General features: G+C 67.3%; 14 protein-coding genes. 2 read left to right on the top strand and 12 right to left on the bottom strand.

Annotated elements, in window-relative coordinates:
• Window positions 1–270 precede the first annotated feature (270 nt).
• Complete coding sequence (locus TRAD_RS09700) at window positions 271–1,578, top strand: aspartate aminotransferase family protein (RefSeq protein ID WP_013178439.1); 1,308 nt, start codon at window positions 271–273, stop codon at window positions 1,576–1,578.
• Window positions 1,579–1,660: 82 nt separating this feature from the next.
• Here the strand turns inward: TRAD_RS09700 and TRAD_RS09695 are convergent, their stop codons facing one another.
• The 6 genes from TRAD_RS09695 to TRAD_RS09670 all read right to left on the bottom strand — a co-directional run bounded on the left by TRAD_RS09695 (window position 1,661) and on the right by TRAD_RS09670 (window position 8,593).
• Window positions 1,661–2,338 (bottom strand): Crp/Fnr family transcriptional regulator, encoded by a 678-nt coding sequence (locus tag TRAD_RS09695; RefSeq protein WP_013178438.1) that lies wholly within the window; start codon window positions 2,336–2,338, stop codon window positions 1,661–1,663.
• 142 nt (window positions 2,339–2,480) lie between these two features.
• Window positions 2,481–3,251 (bottom strand): tetratricopeptide repeat protein, encoded by a 771-nt coding sequence (locus TRAD_RS09690; RefSeq protein WP_013178437.1) that lies wholly within the window; start codon window positions 3,249–3,251, stop codon window positions 2,481–2,483.
• A 56-nt stretch (window positions 3,252–3,307) separates the two neighbouring features.
• Entirely contained in the window at window positions 3,308–4,291 is a 984-nt protein-coding gene (gene csaB / locus TRAD_RS09685; protein WP_013178436.1) for a polysaccharide pyruvyl transferase CsaB, read from the bottom strand.
• 10 nt (window positions 4,292–4,301) lie between these two features.
• The gene (locus TRAD_RS09680; protein ID WP_013178435.1) at window positions 4,302–6,203 is read right to left on the bottom strand and encodes a DUF5693 family protein; all 1,902 of its coding nucleotides are present in this window, start codon (window positions 6,201–6,203) and stop codon (window positions 4,302–4,304) included.
• Window positions 6,200–6,892: a uridine kinase gene (gene udk / locus TRAD_RS09675; RefSeq protein WP_013178434.1), complete on the bottom strand. Its 693-nt coding sequence runs from the start codon at window positions 6,890–6,892 to the stop codon at window positions 6,200–6,202. The genes TRAD_RS09680 and udk overlap by 4 nt, the downstream gene beginning before the upstream one ends.
• 15 nt (window positions 6,893–6,907) lie before the next feature.
• Window positions 6,908–8,593 carry a CTP synthase gene (locus TRAD_RS09670; protein WP_013178433.1) on the bottom strand — a complete coding sequence of 562 codons (1,686 nt, stop codon included), beginning with the start codon at window positions 8,591–8,593 and terminating at the stop codon, window positions 6,908–6,910.
• Window positions 8,594–8,874: 281 nt separating this feature from the next.
• Between TRAD_RS09670 and TRAD_RS09665 the strand changes: the two genes are divergently transcribed.
• Window positions 8,875–9,996, top strand: a complete 1,122-nt coding sequence (locus TRAD_RS09665) for an AI-2E family transporter (RefSeq protein ID WP_013178432.1) — start codon at window positions 8,875–8,877, stop codon at window positions 9,994–9,996.
• A 221-nt stretch (window positions 9,997–10,217) separates the two neighbouring features.
• On the opposite strand, the gene TRAD_RS09660 is transcribed toward TRAD_RS09665, so the two are convergent.
• The 6 genes from TRAD_RS09660 to TRAD_RS15300 all read right to left on the bottom strand — a co-directional run bounded on the left by TRAD_RS09660 (window position 10,218) and on the right by TRAD_RS15300 (window position 16,824).
• On the bottom strand, window positions 10,218–10,745 hold the full coding sequence (locus TRAD_RS09660; protein ID WP_041947232.1) for a fasciclin domain-containing protein: 528 nt from the start codon (window positions 10,743–10,745) through the stop codon (window positions 10,218–10,220).
• A 376-nt stretch (window positions 10,746–11,121) separates the two neighbouring features.
• The gene (locus TRAD_RS09655; protein ID WP_013178430.1) at window positions 11,122–12,021 is read right to left on the bottom strand and encodes a GNAT family N-acetyltransferase; all 900 of its coding nucleotides are present in this window, start codon (window positions 12,019–12,021) and stop codon (window positions 11,122–11,124) included.
• A gap of 134 nt (window positions 12,022–12,155) precedes the next feature.
• Complete coding sequence (locus TRAD_RS09650) at window positions 12,156–13,301, bottom strand: glycosyltransferase (protein ID WP_013178429.1); 1,146 nt, start codon at window positions 13,299–13,301, stop codon at window positions 12,156–12,158.
• A gap of 98 nt (window positions 13,302–13,399) precedes the next feature.
• Entirely contained in the window at window positions 13,400–13,546 is a 147-nt protein-coding gene (locus TRAD_RS16355) for a hypothetical protein (protein WP_013178428.1), read from the bottom strand.
• A 734-nt stretch (window positions 13,547–14,280) separates the two neighbouring features.
• Window positions 14,281–15,492 carry an NAD-dependent epimerase/dehydratase family protein gene (locus TRAD_RS09645; protein WP_013178427.1) on the bottom strand — a complete coding sequence of 404 codons (1,212 nt, stop codon included), beginning with the start codon at window positions 15,490–15,492 and terminating at the stop codon, window positions 14,281–14,283.
• Window positions 15,493–15,606: 114 nt separating this feature from the next.
• Window positions 15,607–16,824: a glycosyltransferase gene (locus tag TRAD_RS15300; protein ID WP_013178426.1), complete on the bottom strand. Its 1,218-nt coding sequence runs from the start codon at window positions 16,822–16,824 to the stop codon at window positions 15,607–15,609.
• Window positions 16,825–17,072: the final 248 nt, after the last annotated feature.

The following is a 17,072-nucleotide window of genomic DNA, read 5'->3' as shown; positions in this document are numbered from 1 at the left end:
TGCAGGGCGCGCCCGTGACTTAGGGAGTACGTCGGCGTTACGCCACGCTACCGCCTGGACGCTTCAGGGTCAGGTGCCAACGTCTCAGGTGCCAACGTCGTGAGCGGCAGCATAGCTCGTTTTCGCGAGGCTTCTAGAGACCTGCTCGGGGCACCGCATCACGCTCTGCGACGCTACCTGAGAGCACCGTCAAGCGCTCCCGCCCGACGGCGTTCCCACAAGTGCTAGAGTAGCTCTCACGGCAGTTCTTCGCGCTTTGAGGAGGGTGCTATGACGACCACCGCCAGCAAGACCCAGGACCTGCGGGAGCGGCAGCAGCGGTTTTTAATCCCTAGTTTGAGCAACATGCTCTACTACGGCGACGAACCCCTAGCGGTCGAGCGCGCGAAAGACCAGTACGTCTGGGACATCGAGGGCCGGCGCTACCTGGACTTTTTCGGGGGGATCCTCACGATCTCCGTGGGGCACTGCAACGACGAGGTCGTCGAGGCGACCTACGCGCAGATGAAGCGCCTAGGCCACACCAGCACCCTCTACCTCAACGAGGTCACCCTCAACGTCGCCGAGAAGATCGCCGAGATCACCCCCGGTCGGTTGCAGAAGTGCTTTTTCACCAACTCGGGCACCGAAGCCGACGAGATGGCCATCCTCGCCGCCCGCGTCTACACCGGCAACACCGATATCATCGCCCTGCGCCACGCCTATTCGGGACGCAGCAGCGCGATGATGTCGATGACCGCGCACGCCAACTGGCGGCTCGGCGGGGTGTACGACGGCACCATCAAACACGTCAGGAGCCCCAACATGTACCGCCGCCCCGAGGGGATGAGCGAGGAGGCGTACCTGGACTTTTTGGTCGCCGACTTTGAGGACTTCTTGGCGACCTGCACGGACGGTCGCATCGCCGCCTTTATCGCCGAACCGATCCAAGGGGTGGGCGGTTTCGTGGTGCTGCCCAAAGACTACTTTAAACGCATCTTGCCGCTCGTGAAAGCCGCGGGTGGCGTGCTTATCGTCGACGAGGTGCAGACCGGCTGGGGCCGGACGGGACGCTACTGGTGCGGGATCGAACACTGGGGGGTTGAGCCCGACATCATGACGTTCGCCAAGGGGATCGCCAACGGCGCGCCGGTCGGCTGCACGATCATGACGCCGGAGGTGGCCGAAGCGATGAGCGGCCTTACGCTCTCGACCTACGGTGGCAACCCCGTGTCGATGGCGCAAGCCTATGCGACGATCAGCTACATCGAAAAACACCGCTTGTGGGAAAACGCCGAAGTGCAAGGGGGCGCCCTGCGTGCCTTTATGGAGGAGCAGGCTGAGCGCTACGACTTTATCGGTGACGTGCGCGGTATGGGGCTTATGCAAGCGTTTGAGATGGTGCAGCCGGGGACGAAGACGCCGGACCCGGAACGGGCGAACGCGCTCGTCGCTGCCGCGCGCAAACGGGGGCTGCTGATCGGCAAAGGGGGGCGCTACGGCAACGTGAGCCGCGTCGCTCCGCACCTCAACGTTTCGTCCGAAGACGTCGCGACCGGGTGTGAGCTGCTGGGCGCCGCGCTCGCCGACATCGCGTAGCGGTCTTTACGCTCGCCAAGCGTACGCCAAAAAAAACCCGTGCTGCGTCGCAGCACGGGTTCCGAGCTCGAGGTGGCTGGGTTCAGATGACCTGCATCACGTAGTGGTCGGTGGCCGCCTCGAGGACTTTGGGGTTGGCAAGGTAGACGCCGCGGGTGCCCGAGAGCGCGCCCTCTTGGCGCAGCTCGCCCAAGATGCGGGTGATGGTCACGCGCGAGGAGCCCGTGAGTGAGGCGAGGTCTTCGTGGGTAAGAGCGAGGGGGAGCTTGACGCCCTCGCCGCTGTCCGAGGCTTGGCCGAAGCGCTCGGTCAGGCGCAGGAAAGCGCGGGTGACGCGGGCGCCGACGGGCAGCTCGGCGTCGTCGATGGCTTCGCGGCTGCGGCGCAGCTGCCGCGCCATGCTCCGCAGGATGTAGTCGCGCAAGCGCCGGTCGTTCATCGCCTGCTGCGGGTCGAGCGGCGTTAAGCAGGCGTCGTGGACGGCTTGGATGGTCTCGGCGTGGGTGCTACCGTCGATAGCAGCAAGCCCTAAGACATCGCCGGGGCCGTGCAGGTCGGCGATGCGGTCGCGCCCCAGCGAGGTCGGCACGACGGCTTTGAGCACGCCGCTATTGACGATGTAGAGTGAGCTCGCCTCGCGGCCCGCCTCATAGAGGATGCCGCCCGGCTCGAGCGTCCGCGTGGGGTGCGCGAGGGTGCTCGGCACGACCTCGGGGGTGTCGCAGTTTTGCGGCGCGATGTGTTCGGAGATGCTTAGCATGTGGGGCCTCCTTCTCGGTGCTGACGTCTGCCCCAGACGGCTCAGCACCCCGTGCACTACACTATTTATATCGTCGTCGATCGCGTCTCGGAAGTCGGTGGGGATTCCTACACTTCCTGCGCTTGGCGGTGTCGTCGGGGCGTCATGGGCTCCCCAGTCGGCGCAGCGCCTCCCTGGCGGGGGCGAAGTCCGGGTCGACGCTGCGCGCGGCCTGATAGTGCGAGACCGCCCCCTCGAGGTCGCCGAGCGCCTCGTGCGCTTCGCCGAGGCGGTAAAACGCCTCGATGTAGGCGGGGGAAGGGAGGAGGGCGGTGTCGTCCTCGAGGATGTCCAGGGTCGTGTTGAGGCTCTCGACGGCCTCCTCGAAGCGGCCTTGCATGAGTTGCAGCCGGGCAATGTTGAGCGTCGGCCAGGGCTCGTGCCGCCCCTTGGGGGTCGTCATCGCGGCGCGGTAGGCGCGCTCGGCCTCCTCGAAGTGTCCACCCTGCCACGCCACCTGCCCCCAGTCCATCGCGACGTCGTAGCTGGGGGAGGTTTCAAAAGCTGCGCGCAGGAGTTCGGCCGCGCCCTCGGTGTCGCCCTGAGCGGCGCGCACGAGGGCGCTGAGGTGCAACGCGTCGGGCGCTTGCGGGGCGGAGCCCAGGGCGCTTAGCACCTCGCCCGCCGCGTCGGGGTTGCCGACGAGCAGAAGCGCGCGCGCGTAGAGGAGGCGCGCCTCGAGGCTCTCCGGAAAGGCCGCGACGACCCGCGGCCCCTCGACCTGGGCGGCGAGCGCGTAGTAGCCCTCGGCGAGGAGTTCGCGAAGGGCGCTCAGCTCCCCCTGCAGGGTAGGTGCCGATGCGGCGGCCCAGGCGCCCCACCCGAGCGCGGCGAGGAGCAGGGAGCGGTAAAGGGGGCGGAGCGGGGCGGACACGCCTCTAGCCTACCGGTGCGGGGTGAGACGCGCATAGGGGCGGTTTGAGGAGCCCTTTAGGGTCGTTTCAGCTGCGCCTCGAGCCAGTCCAAACCGGCTGCGGCGCGGCGCCGCAAGGGCGCGCACGCCGGCGGCCGCGCGCCGCGCAGCACGTCGTCAAAGAGCTGCGCCGTGTCGGCGCGCAAGGGGTAGGCGCGCGTCCCCACTTCCTGCATAAAAGCCGTCACCTTGGGGTCGTAGGCGAGCGCGTAAAAGGGCCGCTCGGCGAGCGCCGCGAACACGAGGCCGTGCAGCCGCACGGAGACGACCGCGCGGCTGCGCGCGACGTGCGCTAGCGCCGCGGTGACCGTGTCGGCGCGCAGGGGCTCGAGGCCACTCACATGCGCCGCGAGCGCCCGTACGGGGGCGTCGTCTTCGGCGGCCTGAACGCTCATCGCCGCGACGCGCAGACCAGCGGCGGCGAGGCGCTTGCCGAGCGCGACGAGCGTCGCGGTCGCTTCGGGGAAACCGCCGCGCGGGATGAGGAGGACGGGGGCGTCGCCGCCAGGGGTCACGCGAGGGCGCGGGAGGAGGAGCGCGGCGTCGGCGGTGAGGGCGGCGGGGACGCCGAGGGTGTACAGCAGCTCCCTCGAGGCCTCGTCGCGCACCGCGACCGGGAGCCCCCGCAGGGTGCTCGCGACGGCGCGCTGACCCGCCGGGCTGAGTGGGCCCACCGATTGTCCGTAGACGACCGCCCGTTTGCCGAGCCGGCGCGCGAGCGCGAGCACCCCGAGGTAGTAGCGCAGGCTGCGCGCGCTCGTGCGGTCTTGCAGCAACCCCCCGCCCCCCGAGATGAGGGCGTCGTGCTGCAGCAGGGCGGGGAGAAGGGCGCGCACGCGGTGTGCGGCGCGCACCCCGTGCAGCGCCTCCGTCGCGCGCGGCGCCCCCGACAGCGCCGTGACCTCGAAGCCGCGCGCCTTAAGCCCCGCGCTGAGGCCGCTGAGGATGGCTTCGTCGCCCACGTTGCCGAAGCCGTAGTAGCCGCTTAAAAGGACGCGGATCGTACGACCCCTAACCCCGCGCGCTCGAGCGCCGCGGCCCCCGTGGTGCGCTCTGGGAGGGTGGGTGCGCCTGTGGCGTCTGGGGCGGCGTTCCGGCTGCGCCCCCCCGCGCCAGCCAGCGCGTCACGAGGCGTTCGCCGAGCCGCACGGCGGGCGTGAGCACAAGCCCCAGCGCGAGCCCGAGGGCGAGCGCGACGAGGGTGCGCTCTAGTGACACCAGAAGCGGCGTGTGGTAGTGGCTAAACGAGTTGACGACGCTCGCTTGCGCCACGACCCCGGCGCTCAGCAGCAGCCCCCGCACCCAGAGCGGCCAGCGCGCATTGAGCAGGGCCAGCACCGCCAGCGGGTGCCCCAAAAGCTCCTTGAAGCGCGGGCGGGCGAACCACTCGGAGAGGAGCGCCCGCAGCCCGAGCTCGGCCTCGCTCGCGGGCAAGACCGGGAAGTTGCCGCGCCGCAAAAGGAGCAGGGCAAAGGCCGCTAAGCCAAGGAGCGTGAGCAGGACGTAGCCGAGGCGCACCGGCGCGTTCCAGAAGTCGGTCACCCAGCGGGCGGGGGGGCGTGCGCGCAGCGCCACGTGAAAGGCGAAGAGCGCGGGTGGCACCACCAGCGTCGCCGCCACCCCGGCGAAGGGCGTCACGGCCAGCAGGGTGTCGCGGTCGCTGCCAACCGCGGCCAAAAGGGTCGCGCCGACGAGGCTGACCAAGGTCGCCCCGCCCAACGCCCAGAGCTTGGGGGGCAGGAGCGCGTAACCGAGCACGGGAAAACTCAGCGCGGCAACGAGCGCCAGCGCGCCCCAGCTGAACCCGGCGGCGAGCACGCCGAGCGCGAGCACGCCGAAGGCCACGAAAGCGCCCCAGAGGCCCGGGTAGAGCCCCGCCAACAGGACGAGCCCCGCGAGGACGCCGAGCGCAGCGAGCGCGCGCAAGAGGATGGGGCTCTCGTACGCCGCGGCCTCGACGGGCCCCACCAAGAAGCCGCGCGCCTCGAGCCCCGCGCGCAGACTCCGGATGAGCGCCTCGGTGGCGGCCACCATCTCGCCGACCCTTTCGGTGGTGTAGGGCCGCACGTAGAGGAGCTGCGCGCCGCGCTCGCTCGCCGCGAGCACGTACTTGCTGGCGGCCTCCTCGGGGGGGAGGGTGTTGAGCCAGTCCTGCGCGAGGCTAAAGACGCGCGCGGCGGGCACCTCGCCGAGGACGTCAGCGAGGCCGGCTTGGGGGGTGCCTTCGATGAGGCCGGTGAGGTAGCTTTGCGAGGCGGCGACCGTGTCCGCGAGCGCTTCGGGGTTGCCCGCGACCTCGAGCCCGCCGTGGATGAGGTAGCGCGCTTCGGGTGGGAAGTCGGCCCCGACGTTCTGTAACCCCGGGTAGTTGAGCGGGCGGTAGGCGACGTCCCAACCCGCCTCGTGGTAGGCCGCGAGCAGCTCGCGGTCCGGCCCGGCGGGGCGGTCGGCGCCGCTCCCGTCGGCGGGGTCGGGGAAGACGTACCAGGTGCGGCCCGCTAGGCTCAGCGTCTCGGGGGCGGGGGCGGTTTTGGCGAGCGCGCCCGTCAAGGCGCCGGGCTCGAGCTCGGCGACCAACAGGCTCTGCGGGGGGAGCGCGAGCCCTTCGCCGCGCAACGCCGCGGCGGCGCGCGCGTCCGTGCTCGGTAGGAGGGCGACGCGCCCCTTGAGCGCGAGCGTGTGCAGGGTGTCTTCAAAGAGCGCGACGCCGTTAAGCCCCGCCTCGCGGTAGCGCTCGGCCAGCGCCATGGGGTCGAGCCCCTTGTAGGCCGCCTGTTCGGTGAGGGCGGCCTCGTCGAGCAACAGCGTCACCGCCGTGCGGCTCCCCTCGTGCTGCACCCGCCGGTAGGCGAGCCAGCCGCCGGGGATGAGGCTTAGCAGCACCAGCAGGTAGAGGACGCCGCGGGTCGTCACGCCGCCCCCTCGCGTTGCCCCGCGCGGCGTTCCGTGGCGCGTTCGCTGCGGCGCTCGGTAAAGCTCGCGACAAACGCGCTTAAGACTTCGAGCGCGACGCGGTTGTTGCCCCCTTCGGGGATGATGAGGTCGGCGTGGGCTTTGGTCGGTTCGACGAAAAGGTCGTGCATCGGTTTGACGCTCCGGCGGTACTGCTCGATGACGCTCTGCGCGCTCCGGCCCCGCTCGCGCACGTCGCGCTCGAGGCGCCGGATAAAGCGTTCGTCGGGGGGCGCGTCGACAAAGACGCGGAGGGTAAAGCGCTCGCGCAAGGCGGGGTCGTGAAGCACCAAGATGCCCTCGACCACGATGACGGGGCGCGGGGTGACGTGCACCGTGGTCGCCGCGCGGTCGTGCCGGGCAAAGTCGTACACGGGCCGCGCCACCGCTTCGCCGCGCAAGAGGGCGTCGAGCTGTTCGATGAGTAGGGGCGTGTCGAAGGCGCTCGGTTCGTCGTAGTTGGTGCGCTCGCGCACCGCGAAGGGCAGCTCGCTCTGCGCGCGGTAGTAGGCGTCTTGCGGCAAGATGAGGACGCGCTCGGGGCCGGCGGCGCGCCTAACGGCCTCCGAGACGGTGGTCTTGCCCGAACCGGTGCCGCCGGCGAGCCCGATCACCAGCGTTTGGGTCTCCGCGGAGCGGGCGAGGTTCACGCGTCCCCCACCGGCCTAGGCCCGCGCACGGACGTCCGCCTCGGCGCCGGCCTCACGGGCCGCGCGCGCCTCCCCGTAGCGCACCGCCGCCCCCACGAAGCCGCGAAAGGGCGGCGAGGGGCGCATCGGCCGCGTGCCGAACTCGGGGTGCGACTGCAGAGCGACGAAAAAGGGGTGCTCGGGGAGCTCGACGGCCTCGACGAGCCCCGCGCCGCGCCCCGCCATCCCCGGGGTCACGCCGGAGACCGTGAGCCCCGCCTCCTGCAGGGGTGTCACGTACGCCGGGTTGACCTCGAAGCGGTGGCGGTGGCGCTCGAACACCACGCCGCGGTGGTCCAGGCGGTCTTTGTAGAGTTCATGGAGGCGCGTGTCGGGAGCCACCTGCATGGGCCAGTCGCCCAGGCGCATGGTGCCGCCCGTGTCGGCGAGCCCCCGCTGTTCGGGCATGAGGTCGATGACCGGGTGCGGCGTGTAGGGGTCGAACTCGGTCGAGTTCGCCGCCTGCAGCCCCGCGACGTTGCGGGCAAACTCGATGACAGCGATCTGCATGCCCAGGCAGATCCCCAGGTAGGGCACCCCCCGCTCCCGGGCGTAGCGTGCCGCGCGCACCTTGCCCTCGATGCCGCGCACGCCGAAACCGCCCGGTACGAGGATACCGTCGAGCTCGGCCAAGGGGCTCAGGTCGCCCTCCACGAGCGCTTCGGCGCTCACCCAGCGTAGCTCGAGCCGCGCCTCGTTGGCGATGCCGGCGTGTTTAAGCGCCTCGGTGAGGCTCAAGTAGGCGTCGGGCATGGCCACGTACTTGCCGACCACGCCGATGGTGACCTGCCTTTTGGGGTTGCGCAAAACGCGCACCGCCTTGTGCCAGGCGTGCAGCTCGGGAGTGACTTTCTCGAGCTCCAAGCGGCGCTCGACGAAGCGGCCCAGCCCCTGCTGCTCGAGGATCTCCGGCACCTCGTAGATGATGTCGGTGTCAAACGAGTTAAAGACGTCGCGCGCCTCGACGTTCGTAAAGAGCGCGATCTTGCGGCTCACCTCCTCGGGCACCGGGCTCGGCGAGCGCAGCACGATGCCGTCGGGTTGGATGCCGACGCTGCGCAGGGTCGCGACCGAGTGCTGGGTGGGTTTGGTCTTGAACTCCTCGCTGGTGCCCAGGTAGGGCAGGAGCGTGACGTGCAGGTAGAGCGCGTTGCCGCCCCCCACCTCGAAGCGCAGCTGCCGGATGGCCTCCAAAAAGGGGAGCGACTCGATGTCGCCGACCGTCCCGCCGACCTCGACGAGCACCACCTCGGCGCCCACGGCGCGGCCCGCCTCGCGGATGCGCCCCTTGATCTCGTCGGTTACGTGCGGGATCACCTGCACGGTCTGCGACAGGTACTCACCCGCGCGCTCGCGCTCGATGACCCGCAAATAGACCTGCCCGGTGGTGATGTTGTTCGCGCGGCTCATCGGCACGTCCAAAAAGCGTTCGTAGGTGCCTAGGTCGAGGTCGGTCTCGGCGCCGTCGGCGGTGACGAAGACCTCGCCGTGTTCGTACGGGCGCATGGTGCCCGCGTCCACGTTGATGTAGGGGTCGATCTTGACGGCCGTGACGCGGTAGCCGCGCGCGCGCAAGAGCGCCCCGAGGCTCGAGGTGACGATGCCCTTACCCAAGGACGACACCACCCCACCCGTCACGAAGATGTACTTGGTCTCTTTCATACGTGCTCGCTGCTGGGCTCTGTCGCCGGAGCGCGCTGCGGGACGCGGCAGGGGCGCTCTGGTGGAAAAACGGAGCGCAACAACGCATCCTCTCCGGGGGTTTATGGTAGCACGGATGGGGAGCGGTCCCGCGCTCTAGGCTGGCGGGTGGTTGGGCCTGTTATGGTGGAGGGGCCGCTGTGTCCGCGGTTGCGCCAGCGCTTCCGGCGGGTGCCACAAAGACCGCTAACGACGCTTCTGGGGCGCTTTTCGTGGCGACGCGTGGCCAGAGAGGAGACGACGTGCGTGGACCGAAGTGGGCCTCACCGGTGAGGGTGATCGCCAAAGAGATGACGCTAGGCACCTACGCCAAACGCGTGCTGATCGCGACCGGTATCGTCGGCCTCACCGTGCTGGGGGCGCTTTTGCTGTGGCGCCTCGCCGACATCTTCCTGCTCGCCTTTATCGGGCTCCTGTTCGGCGTGTTTCTAGACGCCGCCTCGAGCCTTTTTCGCCGCTACCTGTCGCTGCCGCGCGGTTGGTCGCTCGCGCTCACGCTGCTGCTTTTCGCCGGCGTTTTCGCCCTTGCCCTCTCGCTCTTGGGGCCTACGCTGGCCGCGCAAGCGGTAGCGCTCTTCGAGGGGCTGCCCCGGTTTTTGCAGAACCTCGAGGCGGAGCTCGGCGGAACGCCGTGGTACGACAGCCTCCGCGCGCTCCTCCCCGCACCCGACGAGGGGGCTGATCGGTTGGGGCAGATGCTGTCGCAGGTGCTGGCGCAGACGACGCAGCTCATCACCTCGCTCACCACCCTCGTCTTCTACGGCGTCTTCATCTTTTTCGTGGGGCTCTTTTTGGCCATCCATCCGCGCTACTACCAAGAGGGCCTGGTCAGCCTGTGGCCGCCGCCGCAGCGCCGCCGCGCGCGCGAGGTCACCAGCAAGCTCGGCTACACCCTGCGCGCGTGGCTCGTGGGGCAACTTATCTCGATGCTTTTAATCGGCACCGTGACGGGCGTGGGGCTCTGGGTGCTCGGCGTGCCGCTCGCCTTTGTGCTGGGCGTTATCGCCGCCCTTTTCGAGTTCATCCCCAACATCGGCCCGGTGCTAGCGGCGGTGCCGGCCGTGCTGCTGGCGTTCGCCCAGAGCCCGCTGCTTGCGCTCTACGTGGCGCTCTTCTACCTCGTCATTCAGCAGCTCGAGGGCAACGTCATCCACCCGCTGATCCAGCGGCGGGCGGTCGACCTGCCGCCGGTGCTAGGGATCATCGGCGTGTTCGCGCTCGCCAGCCTCTTGGGGCTTTTAGGCGCTCTCGTCGCCGCGCCGCTTCTGGCGCTTTTGTTGGTGCTCGTGCGCGAGCTCTACCTCCGCGACACCCTCGGCGACACCCGCGCGGAGCGACCCGCTAGGGCTCGAGCTCCAAGGTAAAGGCCACCCCACCCGTCACGAAGATGTACTTGGTCTCTTTCATACGTGCTCGCTGCTGGGCTCTGTTGCCGGAGCGCGCTGCGGGACGCGGCAGGGGCGCTGGGGTGGAAAAACGGAGCGCAACAACGCATCCTCTCCGGGGGTTTATGGCGGCGCGGATGCGGCACGAAAAAGGGCCGCCCCTAAGAGCGGCCCGTCTGAGGTTGGTTGAGACGCTTCAGCTAGGGTTCAATGACGCCTAAGAGGAAGTGGAGTGCACCGTTCTTGACGTTCCCTGTTCCCTCGACAACGGGGCCGTCAACTGGGACGCCGTTGACGTAAAAGTCGTCGCCTTCTCGGCTGATCGTCAATGTGTCACCGTTGAGGTTCTCGGCGGTCAAAGTGTCGTTACCAAGCAGTGTATCGGCGTTGTACTTGCCGAGTGCGATGTGAGCACGGATGATCTCGGGCATCTCGTCACTCGCCAAAAACGCCTCTTTGGTGATGCCGCGCGCCTCGAAGTACGCGTCGAAGGCCGCGTTGCCGGGAACGAACACTGTATATGGCCCTTCTTGCATGAGCAGTTCACGAACATCTGCCAGCTCTTCGTCAGCAAGCGCACTAGAGAACGTTCCGAACGCGGGTTCAGTTGGCTCAACACCAACCAAAACCTGACCGAGTAGACCAGGGTCTGAGATGGGGCTTGTCGTTGAGCCGCAAGCAGTGAACAGCAACAGGATTAAAAGGACGAAACCGTATCTCATGTCCATATGCCTCCGCAGAGCCAAGGTCAACCTTTTGGGAACATGTCAAGGCTACCGCTGCCACTGGTTGCAATGACGTGCCAGCGATACGTACCAGGGCTCAACGCACCCGAAGAGAAGTTCACCTGAGCAGAAAAAAGTTTCGTTGCACGAGAATTAGGAGCGTTCAAGATGCCCCCTGACAACCTACGAGAAGGTTGAAAGCCGACCAGCTCCTAGATGAACCGCCAACTTGCAGAAGGGCTATCTGGGCAAAGGCTGCCACCCCCTTTGTTGCTTCGAGGATGTTAGCAGTTTACAGTGATTGCTAAGTGGAAGCTTAATGAAACCTTCTTAAGCTCTACTCTCGCTGTTTAACGGGTTCGCTGGGGTGACGTGAGGCTTAAGGCTCGAGCTCCAAGGTAAAGGCCACCACCCCGTGCGAGAGCCGAAAACCGACCCCCTCTAAGGCAAACGACGCGGCGCGCTCGTCGTCCTGGGCGCGGGCGAGGACCTGTTCGATGGCCTCGTCGGCGAAGGCTTCGTGAAGGCCGCGCAGCAGGAGTTCGCGGCCGAGCTTCTGGCCGCGCGCCTCCGGCAAGACGCCGAAGTAGGCCACTTCGGCGTAGCCTTCGTCGGGGAAGCGCTCGAGCTCGAGGTGCCCGACGAGCTTGTCGCCCCTGTAGGCGAGCGTGAGCGTCACGTTGGGGTCGGCAAAGCGCTCCAAGAGGTCCTCGTCGCGCCACGCGAGCCGCGTCGCCCAGTTGTCGCTCGTCTCGCGGTAGAGGTCGCGGTACGAGGAGAGGTCGACCGTTTTGGTGCGCTCGAAGCGGAAGGGACTGGGGGCGAGGGGGGCGAGGGGGGTGCCGCGGGTAAAGGTGTAGATGTAGGTCGTGCGAAAGGGTTCAAAGGCGGCTTCCGAGAGCACCTGCTGCGCCCGCCGGTTTTCCTCATCGACAAACGCTTCGACAAAGGCGAACCCGCGCCGCTTGGCCTCGGCGGTCGCCTCGAGCACGAGCGGTTTGACCTCCTCGACGCTAGCCTCGGGGTGCATAAGAGGCCCCTCCAAAAAGGCCTCGCCGTCGTAGCGGCAGAGCGCGACGTAGGCGGTGAGCCCGGCGTCGCTCTCGAGCACCAGCGGGACGAGTTCGCTGTAGGGGGAGAGCTCGCCGAGCTCGAGGGCGAGCTCCTCGACGCTGCGGCTCTCCGGCGTCATGCTGCGGTGCGCGGCGTCCTCGTCTTGAAGTTTAAGGAGCGCCAACAGGTCCGGGAAGTCACGACTTTCAAGAGCGCGCACCGTCATGGGGTTATGCTACCGCAAAAGTCGGCGTCGGGCGTTCGGTTGTGTGTGGCCTGTGGTTCGTGGCCTGTGGTTCGTGGCCTATGGCTCGTGGCGGTGAGCATCGCTACGTGCCACAGGCCACACACCTAGGAGCCCTAGTACTTGCTCGGCGGGTCGTAGCGGCGGTGGATGGTCGCGGCGCGCTCGTAAAACGTCAGCAGCGCCTCGGTGGCGGCGCGCCAACTCCAGCGCTCCATGTCCTGCCGCGCCCGCTCGCCCATGGCGCGCCGCAGCTCGGGGTTAAAGAGGAGCGTCCGGAGCTTTTCGGTGAGGTCGCCCAGGTCGCCGGGGGAGAACATCAGCCCCGTTTCACCCTCGCGGATGACGTCGGGGATCCCGCCGGCCCGCGCGCCGACGACCGGCACCCCCGAGGCCATCGCCTCCATCGCGACGAACCCCAGGGTCTCGGTGTCCGAGGGGAAAGCGAACACGTCGGCGCTGGCGTACGCCTGCGCGAGCTCGTCGCCGCTCATGTACCCCGTAAAGACCGTCGGCGTGTCCTTGAAGCGCTCGCGCAAAAAGCTCTCGGCGGGGCCGGAGCCGACCATCGCCAACCGCACCCCGGGGAGCTGGGTGATGGGGGCGTAGAGCCAGTCGAGGCGCTTTTCGTGCGACAGCCGCCCCACGTAGATCATCAAGGGCGCGTCGGGGTGCCCGCCGGAGAGGCGTTCGCGCATCGCCGCGCTCCGGTTCGTCGGCTGGTAGCGCTCGGTGTCGACCGCTTTGGGCCAGAGCCGCACCCGTTTGATCCCCAAGCCCCTGGCCGAGTTGACCATCGGTTGGCTCGTGCAGAGGTTGACGTGCGCTTGGTTGTGGACGTCGCGGATCCAGGTGTGCGAGAGCGGTTTTAAAAACCCCAGCTTGAGGTGCGTGACGTACTGCGGTAAGTCGGTGTGAAACGACGCTAGCAGGGGCAGGTTGCGCTGTTTGGCGATGGCTGTGCCCCAAAGACCCAAGATGACCGGGTTGACGACGTGCACGATGTCGGGGGCGAAAGCGTCGAGTTCGCGGCCCAGACGCGGGCGCGGGAGTCCTAGCATCAGCTCGGGGTACCAGGGGCGAAAGGGCACCCCCGGCACCCGCACGACCCGAAACCCGGCGTAGGTCTCGGGGGGTTTGTGCGGCGCGAAGACCAGCGCCTCGTGCCCGAGCGCCCGCAGCTGCTCTAACGTGCGCGTGAGCCGGGTGACGATGCCGTCGATTTTGGGCAAGAAGGTCTCGGTGAAATAAGCGATGCGCACGAGCCTAGCGTACCCCGTTCAGCTCTGAAGTGTGGCGTGCAAGCAAAAAAACGCCAAGCTCATACCTCGGGGGCTCGGCGCTTTGACGAGCCGGAAACTTAGGGCGCTACAGTGACGGTCTGGGGTTCGGACTCGAGCCTTAGAGGTTTTTCGTACTGCGTTGCGCCCGGTTCCATCTGATGAACGAAAAGGTTGGCGATCATGCTGTAGTTACCGGGGGGCACACTGTCGGCTGAGAGCAGCACAGGCACCTCGTAAGGCGTTGTTTCATTCGCCTCTACGGTGTACTCAAAAAGGATAGACGGAACAGGCTCCGATGGTGTGTACCAGACTACCTCGTTATCATCACGAACGAGTGCCAAGGAGTAAGGCGGACCGGAACTTTCGTAGGTGGTCGCTTCGTCGCACCGATTGCCGACCTCTACGCGAGTTGTTGTTTCAGTCCCAAGATCCATGATGCTAGGCGCAGCTACCGCTACGTCGAGACAAAGATGCGTATCTGTTGAGTGTGCATAGGTAACTGTATCAACATCGGGGCTTCCGTTACTGCACGCCGCCAAACCCGACTCTAGGAGGATCGAAAAGGCTAGACTTTTCGAGGAATACTTGTTCACTCGCCGCTACCTCCTTTGGCATCTCAATGGACGACTCCTTTAGGTGTCCAATGGCTGTGGCGAGCTGGCGCTAAGGAAACTGGAACAGCGTCTGCACATGCTTCGGCCGTTGGAGTGAACAAAGCCTATGGAGCGAGATGGTTGCGCGTTTTGCCGACGAGCCAGATAAGGCGTTATGCTCGACGGCAACGTCATCCGAGCATGCGCCCGCAACTGCTCCAAGGTGCGCGTGAGTCGGGTGACGTTGCCGTCGATGTTGGGCAAAAAGGTCTCGGTGAAATAAGCGCTGCGCCTGAGGGGAGACCAGCGTGCAGGCGCCAGAAGTCAGGAGGCTTTTCTACCGACTGCGGACGCCTGGGGGCTGGCTACTGGCTCCTGACTTCTGTCTTCTCTTCCGGCACCCCCGCGCGCTGCTCTTTGGTCCATAGCGACCTCGAGGGGATCTTCGACAGGTCGGCGCGGTGCGCGTAGCGCTTGGCGACCTCGGTGACCTCTAGAAGCAGGCCGTCTGAGAGCGTCGTGGGGTTGAGGCCCATGTCCAAGAAGAGGTCGTTTTTGACGTGCAGGTCGTTTTCGGCCGCCTCTTTGCGCGGGTTCGGGACCATCGCGACCTCCGCGCCCGTGAGCGCTGCGATCATGTGGGCGAGGTCGCGCACCTTGTGGGTCTCGGTCATCTGGTTGAGGATGCGGACCCGCTCGCCCTTGGCGGGGGGGTTCTCGAGCGCGAGCTGCACGCACCGCACCGTGTCTTGGATGTGGATAAACGCGCGCGTCTGGCCGCCCGTGCCGTGGACGGTTAAGGGGTAGCCGACAGCCGCTTGCATCAAAAAGCGGTTCAAGACGGTGCCGTAGTCGCCGTCGTAGTCGAAGCGGTTAATGAGGCGCTCGTCGCGGCTCGTCTCTTGGGTGTTGGTCCCCCACACGATCCCCTGGTGCAAGTCCGTGACGCGCACGCCGTCGTTCTTGTTGTAGTAGGCGAACATGAGCTGGTCGAGCGTCTTGGTCATGTGGTAGATGCTCCCCGGGTTCGAGGGGTAGAGGATCTGCTGCATGAGGCGCTCGCCCTCGTCGGTGACGACCTCGACGTCGAGGTAACCCTCGGGGATCTTCATCCCCGCCGTGCCGTAGCCGTAGACGCCCATGGTGCCTAGGTGCGCGACGTGCACGTCGAGCCCCGACTCGACGACGGCGCAGAGCACGTTGTGGGTAGCGTTGACGTTGTTGTCGACCGTGTAGCGCTTGTGGCGCGGCGACTTCATCGAGTAGGGGGCGGCGCGCTGCTCGGCGAAGTGCACCAGCGCGTCCGGCCGCTCGTCTTGCAGCACCCGCAAAAAGCGCTCGTAGTCGCGCGCGAGGTCGAGGTTGTAAAACCCCAACTCGCGGCCCGTCAGCTCGCGCCAGGCCGCGATGCGCGTGCCCATCGGGGCGATGGGGGTCAGCGAACCGGCTTCTAACTCGTTGTCGATGTTCCGCCGCGACAGGTTGTCGACGATGACGACGTCGTGGCCGAGGTTGGAGAGGTGCAGGGCGGTCGGCCAACCACAAAATCCGTCTCCGCCTAGAATCAATACTTTCATGGGTGTCCTCCACCTAGGCGCTTGAGGCGCCTACTGTTGGGCTAGTCTAGCATCTCGGGGCCCGCCTTTAGGCGCTGGAGGGCTTGGCGGCGGCGCGCGCTCGGCCAGGGCGCGCTAGAGTGCCTCCCCGCGCAGCCGCCGCCGCCAACCGCGGCGCAGCTCGCGCAGCTGCCGTTTGACGAAGCGGCGGTGATAGGGTTGTGCGCCCGCGCGCCACTCGCCCGTCTTGAAAAGCGCCCAGAGGGCGACGACGGCGACGTAAAAGGGGTGCAAAAGCGCCCACAGGAGGGTGGTGAGGCCGCCGAGGTCGCGCCGGTCCATCAGCGCCTCGCCGAGGTGCATCCCCGTGAGTTCGACGCCGAGCTTGAGCGCCCAGAGGCCGAAGACGTAGGGCGCCAGGGCGGGCAGCAAAGGGGTGGCGAGGACGCTCGCCGAGAGCGCGACGCTCTGCGCGCCGAGGAGCACGATCGCGAGCCAAAAGAGCGGGTGGTAGTGGATGAGGTGGCGGTAGCGGCTGACCCAGCGCCGGCGCTGACTCAGCAGCGCCCAAGCGTTCGCCATCGGCCGGGTGAGCACCCGCGTCTCCGGCGCCGACGCGAAGACGATCCGCCCCGCTTGCAAACGGCCCATGCGCTGCGTCAAGAGGTCCTCGTCGCCCGAGGGGGCGCGCCCCGAAGCGCCGAAGCCGCCGATGGCTTCGAAGGCGCTGCGGCGGTAGCCCTGGTTGTTGGCGCTGCTGGCGACCTTCCACCCGAAGTGGGTGAGCGCCATCGAGGTGAGCATCAAGGAGAGCCAGTCGGCCGACTCGAGCCGCTGCACCAACCCCGCGCCGTCGCCCGGCCGCGTGCTCTCGACGTACCCGAGGACCATCGCGACGTCTGGCGCGAAGTGCGACACCATCCCCGCGACCCAGTCGGGTGAAAACTGGCAGTCGGCGTCGCTCGTGAGGATGATTTCACCCGTGGAGGCGGCGATCCCGGTGTTGACCGCGTTGACTTTGGGCGACAGGCGGCGGCTCGGCGCGGTGACGCTGACGAGCCGAAAGCGCGGGTCGCGCTCGCTAAAGGCGCGGATGATGGCGTCGGTGGCGTCGGTGGAGCGGTCGTTGACGATGACGAACTCGAGCGCCCCCCCGTAGCGCTGCGCGGCGAGCGAGTGCAGCGTCGCCGGCAGCCTGGCCTCTTCGTTGTGCGCGGGGATGATAACGCTCACCGAGGGCGTTTTCGCGCTGCGCTCGGGCGCGCGGCGACGCAACAGGCCGACGATAACGAGCAGCATCAGGCCGATATAGGGCAGCACGAGGGTGTAGAGCAGCGCGACAAAGACGTTCATGGGCTCCGGATGAGTGAGTGAAACGGCACACGGGAGTCTAGCATGCCTTACCCCTTAATCCCGCTGTTGGGAGCTGCGCGGCCGTGGCGTACCGCCGTGGACACCATCGCCGAGCGTGAGAAACCGCATCCCCGAAAGGTCATCGCCGCGGCACTGCGACGCGCTGTCCTGCTCGCCCCGACAGGGTTGTGGGGTGCCGCGGTTTACATCGGTCTAAGGAGAGTCTAACATCTGCGCCCGCCCAAGCG

The organism is Truepera radiovictrix DSM 17093 (assembly GCF_000092425.1).
Classification (GTDB): Bacteria; Deinococcota; Deinococci; order Deinococcales; family Trueperaceae; genus Truepera; species Truepera radiovictrix.
Note: the sequence above shows the minus strand (reverse complement) of the source record. Positions and strands in the feature narration are given on the sequence as shown.

Coding starts and splice junctions, on each gene's coding strand:
- TRAD_RS09700 (WP_013178439.1), top strand. CDS start 271: ATGACGACCACCGCCAGCAAGACCCAGGACCTGCGGGAGCGGCAGCAG.
- TRAD_RS09695 (WP_013178438.1), bottom strand. CDS start 2,338: ATGCTAAGCATCTCCGAACACATCGCGCCGCAAAACTGCGACACCCCC.
- TRAD_RS09670 (WP_013178433.1), bottom strand. CDS start 8,593: ATGAAAGAGACCAAGTACATCTTCGTGACGGGTGGGGTGGTGTCGTCC.
- TRAD_RS09660 (WP_041947232.1), bottom strand. CDS start 10,745: ATGGACATGAGATACGGTTTCGTCCTTTTAATCCTGTTGCTGTTCACT.
- TRAD_RS09655 (WP_013178430.1), bottom strand. CDS start 12,021: ATGACGGTGCGCGCTCTTGAAAGTCGTGACTTCCCGGACCTGTTGGCG.
- TRAD_RS09645 (WP_013178427.1), bottom strand. CDS start 15,492: ATGAAAGTATTGATTCTAGGCGGAGACGGATTTTGTGGTTGGCCGACC.
- TRAD_RS15300 (WP_013178426.1), bottom strand. CDS start 16,824: ATGAACGTCTTTGTCGCGCTGCTCTACACCCTCGTGCTGCCCTATATC.